The organism is Bacillus stratosphericus, assembly GCF_020524495.1.
GTDB lineage: Bacteria > Bacillota > Bacilli > Bacillales > Bacillaceae > Bacillus > Bacillus stratosphericus_B.
This window is the reverse complement of sequence record NZ_JAIVLB010000045.1, coordinates 1-19322: the sequence shown is the minus strand read 5'-3', so window position 1 is coordinate 19322 and position 19322 is coordinate 1. Positions and strand designations below refer to the sequence as shown.

The 19322-nt window shown below is 39.5% G+C and carries 20 protein-coding genes, 1 tRNA gene, 1 pseudogene and 1 riboswitch; of the genes and pseudogenes, 10 read left to right on the top strand and 12 right to left on the bottom strand.

Translation table 11 applies throughout. The features are described 5' to 3' along the window. The first annotated feature begins 413 nt into the window (after positions 1 to 413). Positions 414 to 803 (top strand): hypothetical protein, encoded by a 390-nt coding sequence (locus LC033_RS14555; protein WP_226569606.1) that lies wholly within the window; start codon positions 414 to 416, stop codon positions 801 to 803. Positions 804 to 1051: 248 nt separating this feature from the next. Here LC033_RS14555 and LC033_RS17370 read toward each other — a convergent pair whose 3' ends face one another. The 5 genes and pseudogenes from LC033_RS17370 to LC033_RS14520 form a co-directional block, all read right to left on the bottom strand. Then, the gene (locus LC033_RS17370; RefSeq protein WP_226569608.1) at positions 1052 to 1216 is read right to left on the bottom strand and encodes a tyrosine-type recombinase/integrase; all 165 of its coding nucleotides are present in this window, start codon (positions 1214 to 1216) and stop codon (positions 1052 to 1054) included. A gap of 122 nt (positions 1217 to 1338) precedes the next feature. Continuing rightward, complete coding sequence (locus LC033_RS14545; RefSeq protein WP_226569604.1) at positions 1339 to 1767, bottom strand: hypothetical protein; 429 nt, start codon at positions 1765 to 1767, stop codon at positions 1339 to 1341. Positions 1768 to 1901: 134 nt separating this feature from the next. Then, positions 1902 to 1974: transfer RNA gene (locus LC033_RS14540), tRNA-Ala, on the bottom strand. 27 nt (positions 1975 to 2001) lie between these two features. After that, a pseudogene (locus LC033_RS17620) lies at positions 2002 to 2912 on the bottom strand (site-specific integrase); the annotation flags it as partial. A gap of 626 nt (positions 2913 to 3538) precedes the next feature. Beyond that, positions 3539 to 4129 carry a collagen-like protein gene (locus LC033_RS14520; protein WP_226569595.1) on the bottom strand — a complete coding sequence of 197 codons (591 nt, stop codon included), beginning with the start codon at positions 4127 to 4129 and terminating at the stop codon, positions 3539 to 3541. A 1033-nt stretch (positions 4130 to 5162) separates the two neighbouring features. Here LC033_RS14520 and LC033_RS14515 point away from each other — a divergent pair. The 5 genes from LC033_RS14515 to LC033_RS14495 all read left to right on the top strand — a co-directional run bounded on the left by LC033_RS14515 (position 5163) and on the right by LC033_RS14495 (position 7888). Further along, on the top strand, positions 5163 to 5354 hold the full coding sequence (locus LC033_RS14515) for a hypothetical protein (protein ID WP_226569593.1): 192 nt from the start codon (positions 5163 to 5165) through the stop codon (positions 5352 to 5354). 203 nt (positions 5355 to 5557) lie between these two features. Further along, positions 5558 to 5854, top strand: a complete 297-nt coding sequence (locus LC033_RS14510; protein WP_226569592.1) for a hypothetical protein — start codon at positions 5558 to 5560, stop codon at positions 5852 to 5854. A gap of 16 nt (positions 5855 to 5870) precedes the next feature. After that, positions 5871 to 6074, top strand: a complete 204-nt coding sequence (locus LC033_RS14505) for a hypothetical protein (protein WP_226569590.1) — start codon at positions 5871 to 5873, stop codon at positions 6072 to 6074. Positions 6075 to 6582: 508 nt separating this feature from the next. After that, positions 6583 to 7701: a response regulator aspartate phosphatase gene (locus tag LC033_RS14500; protein ID WP_226569588.1), complete on the top strand. Its 1119-nt coding sequence runs from the start codon at positions 6583 to 6585 to the stop codon at positions 7699 to 7701. Further along, a complete protein-coding gene (locus LC033_RS14495) occupies positions 7691 to 7888 on the top strand; it encodes a RapH phosphatase inhibitor (protein ID WP_226569586.1) in 198 nt (65 codons plus the stop codon). The genes LC033_RS14500 and LC033_RS14495 overlap by 11 nt, the downstream gene beginning before the upstream one ends. Before the next feature lie 278 nt (positions 7889 to 8166). On the opposite strand, the gene gbsR is transcribed toward LC033_RS14495, so the two are convergent. Continuing rightward, the gene (gbsR, locus tag LC033_RS14490) at positions 8167 to 8724 is read right to left on the bottom strand and encodes a transcriptional regulator GbsR (RefSeq protein WP_226569584.1); all 558 of its coding nucleotides are present in this window, start codon (positions 8722 to 8724) and stop codon (positions 8167 to 8169) included. Positions 8725 to 8930: 206 nt separating this feature from the next. Between gbsR and betB the strand changes: the two genes are divergently transcribed. Then, positions 8931 to 10400: a betaine-aldehyde dehydrogenase gene (betB, locus tag LC033_RS14485; RefSeq protein ID WP_226569582.1), complete on the top strand. Its 1470-nt coding sequence runs from the start codon at positions 8931 to 8933 to the stop codon at positions 10398 to 10400. A gap of 27 nt (positions 10401 to 10427) precedes the next feature. After that, complete coding sequence (gene gbsB, locus LC033_RS14480) at positions 10428 to 11636, top strand: choline dehydrogenase (protein WP_226569580.1); 1209 nt, start codon at positions 10428 to 10430, stop codon at positions 11634 to 11636. 204 nt (positions 11637 to 11840) lie between these two features. Here gbsB and LC033_RS16915 read toward each other — a convergent pair whose 3' ends face one another. Then, positions 11841 to 11963: a hypothetical protein gene (locus LC033_RS16915; RefSeq protein WP_264188768.1), complete on the bottom strand. Its 123-nt coding sequence runs from the start codon at positions 11961 to 11963 to the stop codon at positions 11841 to 11843. Between the two features lie 380 nt (positions 11964 to 12343). Between LC033_RS16915 and LC033_RS14470 the strand changes: the two genes are divergently transcribed. Both LC033_RS14470 and floT read left to right on the top strand, forming a co-directional pair. Beyond that, a complete protein-coding gene (locus tag LC033_RS14470; RefSeq protein WP_226569576.1) occupies positions 12344 to 12874 on the top strand; it encodes an NfeD family membrane protein in 531 nt (176 codons plus the stop codon). Positions 12875 to 12885: 11 nt separating this feature from the next. Next, positions 12886 to 14433, top strand: coding sequence for a flotillin lipid rafts scaffold protein FloT (floT, locus tag LC033_RS14465; RefSeq protein WP_226569574.1), 1548 nt, complete (start codon positions 12886 to 12888; stop codon positions 14431 to 14433). A gap of 30 nt (positions 14434 to 14463) precedes the next feature. Here floT and ftsW read toward each other — a convergent pair whose 3' ends face one another. The 5 genes from ftsW to thiT form a co-directional block, all read right to left on the bottom strand. Then, positions 14464 to 15582, bottom strand: coding sequence for a putative lipid II flippase FtsW (gene ftsW, locus LC033_RS14460; protein ID WP_226569572.1), 1119 nt, complete (start codon positions 15580 to 15582; stop codon positions 14464 to 14466). Positions 15583 to 15592: 10 nt separating this feature from the next. Then, the gene (gene rodA, locus LC033_RS14455) at positions 15593 to 16747 is read right to left on the bottom strand and encodes a rod shape-determining protein RodA (protein ID WP_226569570.1); all 1155 of its coding nucleotides are present in this window, start codon (positions 16745 to 16747) and stop codon (positions 15593 to 15595) included. Between the two features lie 14 nt (positions 16748 to 16761). Further along, positions 16762 to 17400: a DUF1232 domain-containing protein gene (locus LC033_RS14450; RefSeq protein WP_226569568.1), complete on the bottom strand. Its 639-nt coding sequence runs from the start codon at positions 17398 to 17400 to the stop codon at positions 16762 to 16764. Positions 17401 to 17875: 475 nt separating this feature from the next. Then, on the bottom strand, positions 17876 to 18064 hold the full coding sequence (locus tag LC033_RS14445) for a hypothetical protein (protein WP_226569567.1): 189 nt from the start codon (positions 18062 to 18064) through the stop codon (positions 17876 to 17878). A gap of 91 nt (positions 18065 to 18155) precedes the next feature. Beyond that, positions 18156 to 18731, bottom strand: coding sequence for an energy-coupled thiamine transporter ThiT (gene thiT / locus LC033_RS14440; protein ID WP_226569564.1), 576 nt, complete (start codon positions 18729 to 18731; stop codon positions 18156 to 18158). A 98-nt stretch (positions 18732 to 18829) separates the two neighbouring features. After that, positions 18830 to 18932, bottom strand: a riboswitch (TPP riboswitch). Between the last annotated feature and the right edge of the window lie 390 nt (positions 18933 to 19322).

The following is a 19322-nucleotide window of genomic DNA, read 5'->3' as shown; positions in this document are numbered from 1 at the left end:
AAATAACGACGTAACGAAGAAGGCGCGAGAAAGAAAGGCGCTTCATGAGGTCGGCAAGTAGTAGCCGGAACTTTTGGCGGTTGCTTACGTATAAAAACGTAGGTAGCCGTCTTACATAACAATAACGAATAATTAAAAGAAAAAGGTCGTGATTAAATGAAGCGAGTTAGACTACTCTTTTCTATAATAAGCCTTGCTGATAATTGCGGGGTGCTCGTCGAATACTCAGCCGAGTAATAAAGCTGAAAAGGTTCAAGCGAAAGAAACTGGTGCGGATGAAAACTTAAGCGAGGATAGCGGTATTTGGTTGTAAAGTGCGGAAATGAATGACGAGGAGAATTACGACGATTTAGACATTAAAATTGACCAAGTTCTAATATCACCCTCAAGCGCACATTGCGATGAAAGGATCGATGACTAACAAAGGTCATTCATCCTTCAAAGCCTATCCCGCAACGGAAACAATTACGCTAAATACAGGCGAAGAATTAGGCCCGGAGGAAGTAATAACAGTATCCGAAGAAGGTACGTTTAAGCTAAGTAAGAAAGGTGATAGGCTAGATTTCTTTTACACATGGCCGATGTCAAACACGTCGCCAAACGAAGTAACTGGCGTTAGCTTCTCGTGGAAAATCTACGAAATGGCAAACGACCAGTCGACAGTGACCACTCGTACAGAGCTTAAAAACCCCGATAAACCAACGGTTCAGCCGACTAAAATTGAAATGAACCATCGGATTCTATTAATCTTAAAAATCAAAAGCACGTTAAAGATACGGCTGCGGTTCCGGCTGAAGCGCTGAAAAACTCGTTGCCAACGGAAATCTACAACGCAATGAGTCGCTACTTTGACGCAGCAGATATTTATAAATACTACGGCTTGTTATTGCGTGCTAAGGCTTCCGTAGATCCAGCGCTAATGATCGAGCAAGACCCAGAGCCATTCGTAGATGCGTGGCATAAGACGGGAGTGAGTATAGCGTTTAACCATTCGCATATCTCGATGCCCGAGCATCGCTTGTAAGTGCCGGATAGCTCCACCATTTTCTAATTACATTGTCGCGCCGGTATGTCTGAATAAATGCGGGTGTACGTGCTTAGTAATACCGACTTGTTCTGCGTATCTATTTAACTGTTTCCTAAAATGATTCGTTTGTAGTTGTTCACCGTAATTACATAAGAAGACGAAAGGACTATCGAAATCTGAGTTTTCTATAAGAAGTTCTTTTATTCAGTTCATCGTTTTTCTTTAGAGAGGGACGAATATTCCTTGTCGTGTCTTAACGTCACATGCGCTGAAGTAGACAGTACCGGATGCATAATCTACGTTGTCCTTTGTTAAGGATAAAATTTCTCCAAGCCATTGAAGTCAAACGGCTTTTTCGTGTTGCGCAAATCTGAAGGGTGCCCGAAGCGTCTTAATATAATCTTTACGGACTTAGGAGACAAGCCAGGCGTTTTATGTTCGTCCTTTTGACTTATGACCGGCGAATGTAACCCGTTCGTGAAGTAAATACGCAACGAATCCGCAAGCAAAGTCAACGTCAATACCTCGTATGTCACCGTCCAGTCATGCGGTGCGTAATCTAATAAGTGTCGACAAGCCCTCCGGTATCGGTCGATTGTTTCCGGCGCTCTATTTTCCGCGCGTTTTGCTTCGCATATATTTTCGCAAATAACCGAGATTGAATACGTTTTACCACGCACTGTTTTGGTGATCGTCCGTTCCGCCTTAAAGCACTTACCTTTCCGTCGTTCTGAATGCATTAAAAAATCGCCTCCTATTTCGTAAAGAAGACGATCAATTTATCGGTGCGCTTCACTGCGCATTATTATAGGAGCGGTACACTACGATAAGTCACCGTTAAAAAAACGTTGATGTACCACCGTTTTATCATGTATGGAGCATAGCGGGATCGAACCGCTGACCTCTACGCTGCCAGCGTAGCGCTCTCCCAGCTGAGCTAATGCCCCGGGATGTTTCAACAAATATTATTATATTTAATTCCCCCTTGAAATACAAGGGGGAAGCTCAATTTTGTATGATGCATTATTTTCAACCTTGGGGACGACTTGGGGACGGAGATTTCCTGGCTCTAATTTTGTGTTTCTCAAATGTTTGGGCTCAAACTTGTTAAAGTGATTCGCTGCACTCTTTTTCATTTCATCGGTTACATGGCCATATATATCAGATGTTGTTCTGGCACTAGCGTGTCCTGCACGTCTTTGAATAGCACTAATGCTTTCTCCGGCTTCCATCAGCAAAGCAACCATAGTATGGCGCAAATCGTGTAAGCGGATATTTTTTATTTTATATTGGAGTTGTAAAATAGTAGGGTTTACCAAAACCACTATGAAAAATGTATTGGTAATCTTCACCCTCCCATGTATCTTTTAGCTTATTCTTTTCTCTTTTCCACATAAGATAATATAGTGACAATTCATTCATGTACCAGTCCGGCTTCTGTACAAAACGTTTTGAACTTTTTGATTTAGGATCTTTTACATGTGCCTCACCTTGGATTGTCTTTGAAAGAGAACGATTGATTTTAAATCCACCAGCATCCCAATCAACATCTAAATGCCATTCAAGTGCAAGACCTTCGCCTCGTCTCAATCCACCGATCATCGCTGCTAAGAAATAAAGTCTCTATTTAATCAACTTCTTCATATAAAATCTTAATACATTGAGCAGCTTCATCAGCTTCAAAATAATTCATTTCCTTCTTCTCGTTAACCGGCAAAGGCAACCCTTTTATTGGATCCTTCTTGATAATCTTCCATTCTTCCGTTGCTGTTTTAAAAACCACTTGTAGTAATTTGAAAATATCTAATATAGTTCTTTCTCCAAATCCTCCTGACTTACCATCTTTTCTTGCGCCGTCCTTTGTTAAATCATCTAAAAAGTCAACAGAAACAGGTTCGTAACACTTTAAAAAAGAATTGAAATTGTATAGAGCATTAAAAGTAAAGGAAGAAAACAAAAAGGAACAAGAGGAAAAAAGGGTCTTTTCCCATCTTTAGGAAGCACTTGGACTCATTTAGTTACTTCAAGAGTAAAGTCTTTAAGAAAAAGAGTAGGGGTAGTATGAAATTAACCCCTCTCTTGGAAGATATCTTAGTTTTTAAGCTGTCCTTAGTGAAATGCTTTAAAACTAAATGTTGATGTTTATTGTATTTTTTACGGGTAATTTATTAGATATCACGGTTGCTGTAACTTCGATTTCTTTGATTGAATTTGTTAATAAATTAACTTCGGATGAAAAGGCTCCAGTTTTATCAGTACAAACTGTATGGGGTTTTACAATGCTATTAGATGAACTCGACAGATTTACATTAACACTTTCTAAAGGAACTGTATTACACAATACTATTCCTTTAACTTGAAAACACATATTTTCCTTTTTAATGATTTCTAATGTGATTTGAGGGCAACTAGTTCTAATTAGGAATTCTCCTTCTCGAAACACCCTTCTTCCGCACCCGCAGTTTTTAGCCATATAAACTCACATGCCTTTTCCAATATAATTCTTTAATTTTAATAGTTTTGAACACAAGTATCACATGGACCACCTGTATTTTTAAAAACGACATTGTCGACCAAAGCTTCACTGCCTTGTGATGGATTACCTATATTTTGGAAGGTTATACAAGCGGTGGTCGCTCCTGGTGGTGCACAAACAGTTAATGAATAATTTTGAAAGACACTTTGAGGTTGGTTAGATACCGCTATAATATGCGGAATACCTTCTGTAAATATTGGATTAGTTGTTACTGTTCCTTCATCAGTACCCGTATTAGTTATTAACGGTGGGCATGGCTGTGGGGGGAAAGATACTGATGCAACTAATACACCTTGTCCCCGCACATCACCTTCGAAAGTTAGAGTAAAGCAGCAGCCTTCTGAAACAGGGACGACTTGGTTGATATATCCAGGAGTTGCTACTGTTCCAACAGGTGGATTAGGGTCTAAACCAAGTATACTAACAGATTGTATAGTTGGAGTTGTAGGACTGCTTACAAAACGACCACTATGAGATTCTGGAGAATTAACCACAGTAGCTGTCGCGGATGTCCATGATGCAGGTGGCGCATCAACAGCCGATAAATCGAACCCAGGATTAGCCAAGAGATTTGTACATGGACAGCAGGCTGTACCAGTAGGCCCAGTAGCGCCGGTAGCACCAGTAGGCCCAGTAGCGCCGGTAGCACCAGTAGCGCCGGTAGCACCAGTAGGCCCAGTAGCGCCGGTAGCACCAGTAGGCCCAGTAGCACCAGTACGTCCAGTACGACCCCGTCTTCCAGGGATAACAATTGTTCTAACACAGCAACAGTATTCTATACATTCTCCACAACGACAACATCGCCTATACTTCATATGAACACACTCCTAATAAAAATGTAATCATGACATAATATTAGAGAATGAGAAATATGTAAGGGCTTTTGAAGGACTTAAAAATGTATTTTAATTTTAGACTTGAAAAAGCCGACAAAATGGGGGATAAAAAGGGGACCTTTTTTCATAAGCGGATCAACGTATGATAGAGACAAGCAATACGAACGGAATATTTTGTCCAGAAGGAAGAACCTGCGGACGCTGATCATTGAGCACATTAAGTGCCTTGATTGGTGTCCGCTTTTTTTATTATGAGACGCGCCTTTCCCTCCTTAGAATTTTTGTATTCAAAATATCACTCTCTCAACAACCGTTCGCTCTCACTTGAAGCATAAAATACATTATGACGTTTCTAGCTACTACCTTTTAGATTAGCCCCATCTTTTTTATATCTCTTGTATTCGACCAATCAATGCAGCATCACTTTTACAATGAAAATAACCATATTTTTTTATAATTAAGATTATGTTTTTTACATGCAGCATCTAGTAAATCTTTTGTTGGACCACCACCATAACCAGGACCACACCAATTCCCCCAAACAGGGGAAAGACCACTTGTCCATCAAGCTAATCATATATATATATATATATAATATTAAGCATTGATACTGGTAACCATTCAGAGTGTAATTTTTAATTCGCCGATGTATGTAGGTACAACTTCCTGTTTTTATAATAATATTGAAATAAAGAAAGGGAATGTCATATTTGCATCTAAATGGTAAAATGTAGCAAAAAATATTGAGATAGGAGGCAATATTATGTCGAAGAAGAAAAAATCATTTTTGCAGTTGTTATTAATTTTTTCGCTGATTTGTTTTAGTTTTTCTTCAACTGTGGGGGTTTCTGCGGAAGGAGAGGAAGCTTCGATTGTTCCAATCGAGGGAGATGCTTCCGCTGAAATGGTCAATATAGCGGTTAATGTGATCGAGAACGGGGAAGTTGATGCTTAGCACCTGTATATGCTTACGGATTGGAAAAATCAAATGTTTACACAGTAGGTGGTGGAGTTACAGTTGTTACAATTCCTATAAATGGGGAATATAGTCTTCCTAGTAATATCACTCTTTTCATCGATGAGGATAATACCGTATTGCAGGCAAATGAAATGTTGGTGACAAAGAATGAGATGGGTAACTTCAAGGTTGAGACTTATTTGGATGGTTCCCTTGTTAAGTCCGTTGATACCGAGCTGTCTTATATGTCAGATGAAGAATTACTTGCAGAAGAACCTTCTGCCATTCAACCTATGGGCGTAAAAGCAACTGCAGCTTGCATCGCAGCAGTGCTTGGGGTTGGTAGTAGCGTGGCTTATTTAATTGCAGTCGCTTGTGCTGGTTCCTGTGCGGCTCCGACGCCGGTTACTGCCCCAATATGTGCAGCATGTATTGGCGCATATGCAGTTCTTGGAGCTGGTGGGATGGGTGCAGTAGTAGGTTGTTTCAAATTGTGAGTCTGAGAGTGTTTCTATGAATAAATTATTGGCAATGTCGATATTAGGATTGGGCCTTAGTGGTGCGGCTTTAATTGTCTCAGTCTCTTTGTTATTCAAATCCCCAACAGAAAACTTTGAGCTGATGTTTGCTGCTGGATCAGCAGGAGCTTGCGCAGTTTTCGCTATCTTATCCCTAGTTATTCGAAAACGTTTAAATCACTTAACTGACAAAAAGTAAAGTAAGTACAAAAAAATCTCCCGACCTTGTAAAGTGGGGGTTTTTTATTATTTAACTGATTGATAACATAAACTTGTTGCTTGGTTTAAATCATGGATGGAACTAAATTCTTTTGGATGCGGATCGTTGATTCATCTTTAACAGTTTTTCTTTTCAAGTCCTCCTTTGTGGGGTTCTTGCGAAAGCGGCTCATATTATAGATGATTTTGTATTTTCGAGATCAGTCATATCATCACCACCAAAAACAATTTATCAGAATGTTTGTTCGGTTTCTAAATGTGCTGTATAATTAAAATTTACAGTTTACCCGCGGAAACGGGATTAAAAAATTCGTATATTTCAATGATCTTCTTCTTTATCAAGCCACTATTACTCATGTATTACTCACATGGCTCCTTTCGAGGAGCTCTTTTTTGTTCGTTTTGCGGTATCTTTTCGGTGCTTTGTGAATGATTGTATGTGATAATAAATGTAATATAAAGTTATTTTGTGGAAGGGGAGTAAGGAGATGGAGAAAGTTCTTTCTTCACATGTTGGTGTGAAAATAAATGAATGGCATAAAATGATCCGGCAATTCAGCGTACCAGATGCAGAGATTTTGAAAGCTGAGGTAGAACAAGAAATTGAACGAATGGAAGAGGATCAAGACCTGCTCATCTATTATCAATTGATGTGTTTTCGACATCAAATTATGCTTGATTATATTAAACCTTCAGAGCAACGATCTTTATCCATTTCAGACTTAGTTGATAAAATAGAAAATTCTAATTATCAACTTTCCGGTATGTTGCAATACTATAATGCTTTCTTTAGAGGAATGTATGAATTCAGCAGGAAAGAGTACGTACAGGCTATTCAATATTACAAGATCGCTGAGAAGCAACTTGCATTAGTTGTAGACGATATTGAGCAAGCGGAGTTTCATTTTAAAGTGGCTGAAGCCTACTACATTATGAAACAGACGCATGTTTCGATGCATCATATTATTAAGGCACTAGACATCTATAAGCAGCATGAACAATATAAAGTTCGCCAAATTCAAAGCTTGATTGTTATTGCAGGGAATTATGATGATTTCAAGCGATATGAAAAGTCATTAGAGCATCTGAATACAGCTTATTCTATTGCTGAAGAGCTAGCCGATAAAAGGTTTATTGCCAAGCTACTTTTAAATATAGGAAATACTTACGATAGACAACAAGATTATGCAAAAGCTATACAATATTATCATGAGTCCCTTGATGTATCTGAAGATGGTGTAATTGATCTAAAGCCAGTTATATATGTAAACCTTTGTTGGACGTTATATAAGACAGGAGAAAATGCTGAAGCAGCGAAATTATTGGATAAAGCTTTGAAAAAGATCTCTCATAGTGAATACCCACACGAAATTTTGTTGTTACGTTCTATAAAAACAATATATGAAAGTAATGAAGAGGATGAGATTCAAGCTATGCTTCAGATATTTGAAGAAAAACAATTGTATGTTTTCGTTGAAGAATTCTCAAAAAACCTTGCAATGATTCATGAAAAAAGAGGAAAGTTTGAGAAAGCTACAGAATATTACAGGAGGGCATTTGAAGCCCAACATAATATTCAAAAAGGGGAGTGTCTTTATGAGTATTAAAAAAATGATTGTTATAAGCTCTATTATCTTTTTGGGTGTAGGTGTATATGAAGCGACTAGTATGATTAAACCAGCATCAAACCGAAATACAACAATGGAGGAGACAAATAGAAATACAACTTTCATTCCACAAAAAACTGATCGAAACACGACGATGATTGATCCAAATTCAACATCTGAAAACTAATAGGCAAAATTAAAACAGACCCTCCATGGTCTGTTTTTTTATGGGGACGGGGACTAACCATTTCATTTTCCTTCAGAATTGAACATTTTTTATCAGAAAGGCTTCATTATAGAACCTTGATATATCAGTATATTTTAGGGAACGTCCGTTTGTATCGATGTCATACACCCTGCCAGCGTAGCGCTCTCCCAGCTGAGCTAATGCCCCGAAGGGTTACGACATAATTTATTAAAATCAAACTTCCTGTGAAATTCAAGCTGTAAAACGCAAATGTCTCGCTATTTTTCTTTCTGATCAATTGGTATATATTCAAAGATTTCACCGGAATGAACAGAGTGGGCTAATCGTCTGAGCCAGTCATAATAGGCTTTTGAGCTTTCAAGCTGTGCAAGGAGCTGCTGCGTTTCTCCTCTTACATTTTCCTCCACCTGATCAGCATGAGCCACATCTTGAAGACGCTCTTGGGCTTCTTCAATCGCTGCTAGATTGACCTCGACCTCTCGTTCCCATTTTTGCGGAAAGAAGTTCATAAAAAACTTAAAAAAATCTTTTTCAGCGACAAAGCTGTGTTTTCTTCGGCCGCGGTGGAAGGTCTTTTTGACAATATTCATGTCTTGAAGTTTTTTCACACCCGTACTCATACTGGGCTTACTCATTTGCAGCTCTTCACGCATTTCATCAAGCGTCATTTCCTCATTTAAGTACATTGTTCCATATAAAATACCCGCACTTCTTGTAATGCCATAGAGATCCATCGTTTCAGCTATGGAATCAATGACTAGGTCTTTAGCAGCTAAAATTCGTTCTTCTGCTAGTGTCTGTTCCTGCTTTTTCATTTTGTCCCTGCTTTCTATTAAGAGAATTCAATACGTTCAAAAAAACCTTTATGGACTATATGTTAACGAAAGAATACAAAATGTCAAAATAAATGAAGCATATTTCTCTTTGACAGAAAAATTTGAACATGTTAAGTTAATTATGTTCAAAATGTTAAATTTTTATTAAACAAACTTACCAAAGAGAATCAGAGGAGGTTCCTTCTATGAGTCAAACACTATTTATAGATGGACAATGGGTTGGCGCGAAAAGTGGCGACACGCGGGACATTATCAATCCATTTAATCAAGAAGTGATCGCGACAGTCAGTGAAGGTTCAAGAAATGATGCGCAGCTAGCAATTAAAGCAGCGAGAAAAGCCTTCGATCAAGGCGATTGGGCAAACCTGCCTGGACTTGAAAGAGGAAATATTGTGTTTAAGATTGCTGAATTGATTAGACGTGATCTTGATGAATTAGCCAAATTAGAATCGCTTGATACAGGCAAGACATTAGATGAAAGCAAAGCGGATATGGACGATATTGCGAATGTGTTCCAATATTACGCAGGACTTGCTGACAAAGATGGCGGGGAAATCATTGCATCACCTATTCCGAACTCGAAAAGTGAATTAGTTAGAGAGCCTGTTGGTGTATGCGGACAAATCACCCCTTGGAACTATCCATTGCTTCAAGCGAGCTGGAAGATTGCTCCTGCTCTTGCGGCGGGGAATACAATCGTCTTAAAGCCAAGTGAAATTACACCATTAACCACCATTAAAGTATTCAAACTCATGGAAGAAGTCGGTGTTCCAGCGGGCGTTGCAAACCTAGTGCTTGGACCTGGTGCAACAGTTGGTGATGAACTTGCTGTAAACGATCAAGTGGATTTAATTTCGTTTACAGGCGGTATTGAAACAGGAAAGAAAATCATGCAGGGAGCCAGTGGGAATGTGAAAAAAATTGCCCTTGAGCTCGGCGGAAAAAATCCGAACATTGTATTTCAAGATGCTGATTTAGACGTAGCGGTTGATCAGGCATTGAATGCCGTGTTTTTCCATGCGGGGCAAGTGTGTTCAGCAGGTTCACGTTTGTTAGTGGAAGAATCCATTCATGATGAATTTTTAAAAGAACTGGTGAAGCGTACGAAAAAAATCAAGCTAGGGAACGGCTTTAATGAAGGAACGCAGAGCGGGCCGCTCATTTCAGCTGAGCATCGAGAAAAAGTAGAAAAATACGTCACCATTGGTCTAGAAGAAGGCGCAAGATTAGAAACAGGCGGAAAACGACCTGAATCAGAGGAGCTTCAAAAAGGATTCTTCTACTTGCCGACCATTTTCTCAGGCTGTACCTCAGACATGCGGATTGTACAGGAGGAAGTCTTTGGACCAGTATTGACTGTCGAATCCTTCCGTTCAGAGAAAGAAGTCATCGAGCTGGCAAATGATACGATTTATGGTTTAGCAGGAGCTGTATGGTCTTCAGATATTGCAAAAGCGGAAAGAGTCGCTCGTCAACTAAGATTAGGTACTGTTTGGATCAATGATTTCCATCCTTATTTTGCTCAAGCTCCGTGGGGTGGATATAAGCAGTCAGGCCTCGGGCGTGAGTTAGGACGTACCGGCCTTGAAGAATATACCGAGCTGAAACATTTATATAGAAATACTAAACCTGAAGCGGTTCATTGGTTTAAATAAACAACGCTCATTTGGAGGAGATTAAACATGACATTAAATATGAAAATTGAAAGCATGCAAAAGTTCCATACATTTGAAATTCCGACTGTCATCAAGCATGGCATTGGTGCGGTGAAACATGTTGGGGAAGAAGTGAAAGCATACCGCGTCTCAAAGGTATTGCTTGTAACAGATCCTGGTATTTATCAAGCGGGCGTTGTGGATCCAGTGATTGCTTCATTAAAAGAAGCGCAAATTGATGTTGTCCTATTTGATAAAGTAGAGCCAAACCCGCCAGTACGCCTAGTGAATGAAGGGTCTGCGTTATATGAAAAAGAAGGCTGTAATGGATTAGTCGCAGTAGGTGGCGGAAGCTCAATGGATACAGCGAAGGCCATCGGTGTAGAGGTGACTCATGAAGGCTCAGTTCTTGATTATGAAGCGGCAGAGGGGAAAAAACCGCTCGAAAATAGAATCCCTCCGTTAACAACAATCCCGACAACGGCTGGTACAGGTTCAGAGGTTACGCAGTGGGCGGTTATTACTGACGAAGAAAGAGAATTCAAATTCAACACAGGTGGACCACTTATTGCAGCTCATCTAACAGTGATTGACCCAGAGCTTCATGTATCCATGCCGCCTCATGTGACGGCAATGACTGGAATTGATGCACTTGCACACGCCATCGAATGCTATACCATGAAATTTGCTCAACCAATAACCGATGCGGTAGCGCTAATGGCGATTGAATATGCCGCTCATTATATTCGCCGTGCCTTTGCTGATGGAGAGGATTTAGAAGCAAGATATGGAATGGCACAAGCTGCGATGCTTGCTGGACTTTCTTATGGAAGTGAATCAGCAGGTGCAGCGCATGCGATGAGTCAAACACTTGGGGGCATTAATCCTGTAGCGCATGGTCAGTGTGTAGCAGCGATGATGGGACCTGTCATGGAGTATAACTGGAAAGGATACCCAAAAAAATTCGCTCGAATTGCTCAAGCCTTCGGTATTGATACAAGCAGAATGTCAACAGAGGAAGCAGCAAAAGCAGCTGTGAACTGGATGTATGATTTAGTGGAAGATTTAGAAGTTCCTTCATTAGAGGAACAAGGGGTATCAAAAGATATGATTGACCGTTTATCTAAAGAAGCGATGAAAGATCCGCAAACAGTTGGAAACCCAAGAGATCTAAACGAGAAAGCGTACAACTGGATTTATGCTCGCTGCTTTGATTTAACACCTAAAACGGTATAACGATATGAAAAGTCTCCCATCAGGGAGTCTTTTTTATGGCTTAAAATTGTTCTTTGATTTCTTTGATTTCTTTGATTTGATGGATATGGCGTTTTTCATGAGCGCTGATAAAATCAAGATACTGCTTAAGTGGTAACTCTTCAAATATAGGGTGTGCAATCAATCGTTTAAAATCATCTTCAGTAAAAGGTGATAAAATTTGATTTAATTGCTCGCATGCTGTTCGAGTTCATCCTTTAAATGTGTCGGCGTGACATGCTTTTGCTCAGGCTCAACATTACTAGGCGCCGTGGTTTTTCTTGAACGATCCTCTGCCATTTCTACCAATTTTGGCTCATCTTCTTTAATCGGTGCTTTTTTTAACTTGGTGCATTTTCTTTAAATGATCTGCAACCTTTTGAATAATCCAAGTATCATCAGATATTTTTTTGTTTAATTATTCTTCGCGCACACCTTGAAAATCCTTCCACAATTCTTGTCTTGCATCATGTAATAAACTCATTTTCATCACCTCATGATCAAATTTTAGCATACTGGTACATAACAATCATTCTTTAGCTACCCGGGGAATTCCTTTGAGGAATTATAAGGAATGATGAAACCTTTACAAAAGTGGTTCGTATTAGCTGTTAGAAGGAATACAATGGAGGTGAGTATGGTCAAAACGAAACAAAGGCAGTTCATTTCATGAAGAAAGGGTGAGAAAGATGGATGTGTTCGAGCTGCCTCTTCAGACGCTGTATTTATACATATTGATGATATCAGGAATCCTGACAGTTGTTTTCGTCTTTTTCGGCGATGTATTTGATGGATTGTTTGAAGTGATCAATGTTCCATTCCTTCAACCGACACTGATCCTCACATTTCTTACCTTTTTCTCGGCTGGAGGCTTCATCTCTGAAAAAACAGCAATCGTAGGAAGTGGGCTTGGAGCGGTATTATCTGCTATCCTCGCAGTTGTCCTTGTAACCTGTTTAAATGTATTTGTTTTAGTTCCGCTTTCCTCTGCTGAAGAGTCTCTCTCATATACTGAGGCCGATTTAAAAGGAAGAACTGGGGAGGTTATTGTATCAGTCCCAAAAGACGGGTTTGGAGAAGTGCTGTTAATTAGTAATAGTGGAAAAATCTCAAAGCCAGCCATCAGTTTCGATCAAGAGGAGATTCCGTATGGAACCCACGTGATTGTTGTCGAAGTAAACAAAGGCTTTTTATCTGTTATACCAAATGAAGAAATCTAGGAGGGAATGCCATGCCAGGAACAGCGATTTTGATTATGATTGGAATTGTCCTTGTGATTCTTATTGCACTTTTTGGCGTATTTGTTTCAAAATACCGGACAGCAGGTCCAGATGAAGCGTTAATCGTCACAGGGAGTTATCTAGGAAGTAAAAATGTCCACGTAGATGAAGGTGGAAATAAGATTAAGATTGTCAGAGGGGGCGGGACCTTTGTACTCCCTGTTTTTCAACAAGCTGAGCCGCTTAGCTTACTATCTAGCAAGCTAGATGTCTCAACACCTGAGGTTTATACTGAGCAAGGTGTACCTGTGATGGCCGATGGAACGGCAATCATTAAAATTGGTGGCTCGATTGAAGAAATCGCCACTGCTGCAGAGCAGTTTTTAGGTAAAACAAAAGAAGATCGCGAAAATGAGGCAAGAGAAGTACTAGAAGGTCACCTTCGTTCGATCTTAGGCTCTATGACAGTTGAAGAGATTTATAAAAACAGAGAGAAATTTTCTCAAGAAGTACAACGTGTCGCTTCTCAAGATTTAGCGAAAATGGGTCTCATCATTGTCTCATTCACCATCAAAGATGTCCGTGATAAAAATGGCTATTTAGAATCTCTAGGAAAACCAAGAATTGCCCAAGTGAAACGAGATGCAGATATTGCAACAGCTGAAGCGGATAAAGAAACACGTATCAAACGTGCCGAGGCAGATAAAGATGCGAAGAAATCTGAGCTTGAGCGTGCCACTGAAATCGCTGAAGCAGAAAAAATTAATGAGCTGAAAAGAGCGGAATTTAGACGTGAACAGGATACAGCGAAAGCAAGTGCTGACCAAGCGTATGATCTAGAAACAGCCCGAAACCGTCAGCATGTGACTGAACAGGAAATGCAAGTTAAAATCATCGAACGTCAGAAGCAAATTGAATTAGAAGAAAAAGAGATTCAGCGTCGTGAACGTCAATACGATTCTGAAGTGAAAAAGAAAGCAGATGCGGATCGTTATGCGGTTGAACAATCAGCTGCGGCGGAAAAAGCCAAGCGTCTCGCTGAAGCAGATGCGAAGAAATACAGCATTGAAGCAATGGCGAAAGCAGAAGCTGAGAAAGTCAGAATTGACGGGTTGGCAAAAGCGGAAGCTGATCGTGCGAAAGGGGAAACAGAGGCAGAAGTCATTAGACTGAAAGGACTTGCGGAAGCCGAAGCGAAAGAGAAAATTGCTGAAGCATTCGAACAGTACGGTCAGGCAGCAATCCTTGATATGATTGTGAAAATGCTTCCTGAATATGCGAAGCAAGTATCTGCACCACTTTCTAACATTGATAAAATTACAGTTGTTGATACAGGCGGTAACGGGGAAGGCAGCGGCGCCAATAAAGTCACAGGCTATGCAACAAACCTGATGTCCAGTCTTCAAGAAAGCCTGAAAGCATCCTCTGGAATTGATGTCAAAGAAATTATTGAGAACTTCTCAGGCAAAGGCAATGTGAAGCAAAGCATTCAAGAGCTAACGAATGAAATCAAGCAGCCAAGAAAAAAAGAGAAAGTTGATCGTCAAATAGAAGAATAAAATTAATAGACACCTTCTGATGGAAGGTGTCTATTTCGCTTGAGGGGTTCTCTTTATATATGAAGAAAGATTCACAAGAATGCCTGCGGATATCATCATGAACAATAATGAGGACCCCCCATAGCTAATGAAGGGAAGGGGAATTCCCGTAATGGGGAGGAGTCCAAATACAGCCCCTAAATTAAAGATTGCTTGAATCATGATTTGAAAAGTGAGACCGATCGTTAACAACTTTCCAAATGGATTCTGTAAAGCTCGAACGATTCGTACGGCGCGATACATAATAAGAAGATATGCACCAATCACAAACATTAGCCCCATGAATCCCAGCTCTTCACAGATAACGGCCATAATAAAATCTGTATGGGCTTCAGGAAGAAATCCTAGTTTTTGAATGCTCCCGCCTAAGCCATTCCCAGTCAGCCCGCCTGAATCCATGGCGAGATATGAATGAATCAGCTGATAGCCATCCCCATCCTCATACTGAAAAGGATCACGAAACGAGGTCAGCCGCTTCAAACGATAAGGAGCTGTCACAGCAAAAAAGGTGATACCTATCGCAGCAGTCGATCCTAGCAAAATGAGGTGGCGCATTTTAAGTCCAGCGCATAATAAGACGATCCCGCAGCTCAATAAAATAGAGACAGCCGTGCCTAAATCTGGCTGCTTTAAGATCAATAAAAAAGCTAGACTTAAAAGAATGAGCGGAGGCAGCACCCCTTTTTTAAAGGATGTGATGTAAGCTTGTTTCCTTGCATACACATAGGCAAAATAGATGATCATCACTAATTTCACAGCTTCAGACGGTTGGATTATAAGAGAACCAATATGAATCCACCGTTGTGTATTGTTTTTGACTACACCGATCCCGGGAATCAGGACAAGTATCAGGGATAACAATGACAGCATGACAAGCCACCGTATCCATTTACGATAAGCCTGATAAGGAAAAAAAGAGGCAATGACGAAAAAGAATAACCCAATCATGAACCATTGCCATTGTTTCATGAAGAAATAGCTGCTCTGCTCATACTTCATTTCACCTAAAGGATAACTCGCGCTGTAAACCATGAGTAAACCAAATAAACAAAGACAAACTATCGTTCCAGCAAGAATGTGGTCGATTTTTTTGAGGTGAGAAAGAATCATGACATCACCTTCAATCCCAGTTGCGTCCAAACATATAGGATGACGACCTCAGATTGACACTAAAGACAAGACCAATTGCCATCATGTTGGTCAATAGCGCACTGCCGCCGTAGCTGATAAATGGAAGTGCAAGACCAGTCACAGGCATTAAACCTACTGTCATCCCTACGTTTTGGAAGACTTGAAAGACGATAAGTCCAACCACTCCAGCACATATATACAACCCATAAAGCGTATTTGCATGCATAGCTACATGAATTATTCGATAGACCATCGTGAGATAAAAACAGATCAATAGGGAGGCGCCAATAAAACCAAACTCCTCACCAATTACTGCAAATATAAAATCTGTGTGTGCTTCAGGGATATTTCCCCCTTGTACTTGATTCCCTTGTGTATACCCGCTTCCTGATAATTGTCCTGACCCAATGGCAAGCATCGCTTGCTTCAGCTGATACCCATAAGTCGAATCAAATTCATCTGGAGAGAGCCACCCATAAATGCGATCAAGCTGATGAGGCTTAATAATTTTTGTGAATTGCTCAAAATGTTCATTGTGCAAGTAGGTCAAAAATGCAAGTAGTGCAAGAAAAGAAGCAATTAATGCAGCCATCATTTTACTTGAAATTCCTGAAACAAGCATTAGTGTAAAAGCAATAGACAATATCACGAGTGCAGTCCCTAAATCTGGCTGAATTAAGATCAGGAAAAAAGGGACAGCGGTCCAGCATATGACTTTACTTGCAGGAATAATGCTTTCTTTAAACGTAAAGTGCTGATGTTTGTATCGGTTTAAAATAGCCGCTAACAAGAGAATGACACAAATTTTCATAAATTCTGATGGCTGAACTTTGATGGGCCCAAAGCCGATCCACCTTTGGGAGCCATTTTGATTCGTTCCAAAAAAATGCACGAGAATAATGAGGAAGATACCACCTGCAAATAATCGAAAAGATAAACGCTCAAGTAGCTCATAATCAAAGTAGGCAACTGCCGCCATGAGGACAAAACCGATGATATACCAGAAAAATTGTCTTTTGACGAAATAAAACATATCTTGTGTTTCATACTGTCCCGATCCGCTATATACAGCCAGCAGGCTGATCACAAATAAGCAAATGACAGTGAATAATAGTGCGACGTCAATGCCGTTCTGTTTTTTCATGTCTCTGTACCCTGCTATGACCTATTTGTCAGCTGGTTTAATACGACTTGTACCGCTGCAGCGTCATCAATATAGCCGATCGGAAAAATATAATCAGGTATTAAATCAACGGGCATAATGAAATAAAGTAATGCGCCTCCCATCAACCTCAATTCACGAGAAGTACCTCGGCCGCTCATGAATGAGTTGTACATGTTTTTCAATTGATCAAGAAATGGCCCGACGCCGCTTATCGTTTCCATCTTTTTTTCAAACTTTGCTGAGATTGTTTCTTTTTCCTCGACTGATTGACTATAAGTTTCGTATTCATTTAACTTCTGTTTCAATTTCTCCTCACTGAATGTACCGTCATAGACATCATGATCTTTCAGTGTTCTTTTAATCTCTTCTACCGCCTGAATGAACGTATCACTCTGAACTCTTTCATTTTTAATTGGAAATCCAGCAGCTACCAATAGTTGATCTAAAGAAATGTTTAGAGCATCTGAAAGCCGTTGTAAATGATTCAAAGTCGGTTTTCTTTTACCATTCATTATTCTAGACAGTGTCGCTTTATCAATTTCTGTGTGTGTGCTGAGTTTTCTTAATGAGAGAGAACGTATGTGTAGTTGTTCTTTTAAGAGCTGCCTAAGCTCAGTTGTCTTAAACCCCATCTTCTACCCCACCCTTTCATATATATCACTCTTCAATAGAAGAATTCGTACCCAATATAAAGATTTGTTGACAAAATGTCAATGAATATCCTTTATGGATTGAATTTTATAGATATTCCTAAAATTGTAGAGATTCATGTGATGAGGCAAACAACTTACCCCGGCATTATTTCACAAGAGTATTTGGTTTTGCTTCTTTCTGAAAACAACGTGACGAGCGCTATTCAACATATGATGGTGAGCTTTATGCCATCTATTTATTATAGAAGAAACAGAAATCAGAGCGGATTATTTAATAGAGAAGGGTTATAAGATTATGATGCTCTGGGTGTTAAACAGAATTCAGAGAAGCAATTTTACCAAAAGCTTCAACCTAGTTTTGTCGTCACCAGCCAGTTCGAGCTGGCTGGCGAGAACCATGAGGAAATAGGGTATGAATGGGAGCTAACTGTACTAAATGATCATGTACAACGAATTATATCGTCAGCTTCCAGTAATAATGAGAGAAAAAAGTAAAAAGTGTAGCAAGCAAAATATAAGAGATAAAAGGAGAAGCCTCTACTTTTCCTTTAACACCTGCTATTTTTAATGCTTCATAGAAACCTGCCAAAAAGTAAACAAGACTGAGAATATAGCAGCAAAGCATAATGGAGTAAGGATTCATTGTCGTACCTCCAGCGTGAAATCTTCTACTATTAATAAATTCCATAGAGCGGCAAATTATGCAACAAAAATAACCCGCTGATTGCAGCGGGTTATTTTTGTTGAGGGAAAACCAAACGAGATGCACTTGAAATCAGTAAACAAAGAACGATACTACAAATAATAAAAGAAGGAACCATATATGTGCTGTTATAAACTAAAGAGTAGACCCACCCCGGTGTTCCTTCTGGTGCATATTGAGAAAAGAAAACGACGCCAGAAATAAAGAACGTTAGGAGTCTAAAAAAACTGGCGACAAATACCGAAAGGATAATATAGAAAATTTGTTTCTTTCGCTTTTCGTCCTGAATTGCTTTTTTGATCAAACCTGCAAATAGGCCACTTAGACAAATGACAACAGATGCGATGAAATAATCGAGAAATCCTTGTACTGGTGTAGCGATAATAGGGCTATTCATCAGCTGCAGTCCAGCAATTAACACACCGATGATAAATCCGGTCGAAATCCCCCATCTAATAGACATGAGAATCACAGGAATCATGATCAGTGCAATAGAACCGCCATTCGGCATTCTTAAGAAGAGACCTGATAAATAATCTAATACAAGTGCAAGCGAAGTCATAATCGCAATTTCCATCAGTCGTACTAATTGATTTGATTGTTGCATAAAAAAATCTCCTTTTTTACGAATTGAGCAAGGAGAGACCATGTAAGGATGAGTATGTTATTCATAGAAAAACATATCGGCTTGAATACAACACATGTATTCAAGTGATTCCACATTCCTACTTCAGTATTAACTGACAGGTTCAAAGGGTCAGAACAACGAATCGTTCACTCTCAGCACAAAGCTCCCCCTGCGGTTATTTAGTTTCAATCTACTATTAATATACTAGAGAGATTCATGATCAACAATAGAGAAATCTCATGTCAAGCACTTTTTGTATCAATATATAGGAAGAGATAAGGAAAAATAAATTATTTAGAAAAAATACTTGTTTCTTCTTTCAAAAGGTGTTATATTTGTATTCGCTGCTGAAACAGCGGGTCTGATAACTAACATTAAGAAAAAAGTTGTTGACTTCATCTTGATAGAATGTTATATTAATAAAGTCGCCTCTGAGCGACAATGAGTATGATCTTTGAAAACTAAACAAGACAAAACGTACCTGTTAATTCGAGTTATTATAAAAAATCCTATGATACTTCATAGGTAGTCAGTCAAACTGACGAAAAACAGAACTTCGGTTTTGTTCTT